Source organism: Stenotrophomonas sp. GbtcB23, from assembly GCF_019091045.1.
Lineage (GTDB): Bacteria > Pseudomonadota > Gammaproteobacteria > Xanthomonadales > Xanthomonadaceae > Stenotrophomonas > Stenotrophomonas rhizophila_A.
The window spans coordinates 1-663 of the sequence record NZ_JAGXKC010000153.1; the positions used below are offsets into that span (position 1 = coordinate 1).

Consider the following 663-nt stretch of genomic DNA (forward strand, 5'->3'; position numbering starts at 1 on the left):
ATCGACAAGGGTGCCGATGACTGGCGCTAACGCTGCTCGGTAGTCAACACAACCATCTTCGACACCGCGTATGACATACCAACAGCGGTGACGCATCAGGACGACCTGTTCCGGATCTGGCTGCGTATGGCGCTGGCCCGGGCGGACGTAGAGCTGGGCCACATGCTGTGCGCGAGTGGCATGGTCTGGCGCTACCGGACCGCAGACGACGGCCCCCTCTACCTGTACGCGTTCGGCTTTACTGACAAGGGCGAGCTCGGCCTGCAATGGGTACAGCCGGGATTGAGCGGTTTTGTCGAGACATCACCATTTCCAAGCGCTGCTGCCACAATTGGGCGCACGATGCTGGACGTACGCCTGAAATGTTTCTGGCGCCCCGCACCGTTTCTATGCGCGCTGGCTTTTCTGACTGTGCTGGCATGGTGCCGTACCGGGGATCGACGGATACTACTGATACCCGCACTGGTACTGGTGCACACGATGGTGTTGATGGTGGCGATCATCGCCCAGGATGCCCGGTACCAGCTCCCGATATACATCGTCCTGCTGGCAGTGGGTCCAGCACTGGCGCTGTCCCGTCGCGGCGAGATTTCTTCCCCGGCAGAGGTCGCGCGGAGGGATAGCGCGTAAGCAGCGGGTGCAGGGCATGGCGCGGCATCGCCG

The 663-nt window shown here is 62.1% G+C and carries 1 protein-coding gene; it reads left to right on the top strand.

All coding sequences use genetic code 11. The features are described 5' to 3' along the window. Positions 1–87 precede the first annotated feature (87 nt). Positions 88–630 (top strand): hypothetical protein, encoded by a 543-nt coding sequence (locus KVS69_RS18545; RefSeq protein WP_217539451.1) that lies wholly within the window; start codon positions 88–90, stop codon positions 628–630. Positions 631–663 lie beyond the last annotated feature (33 nt).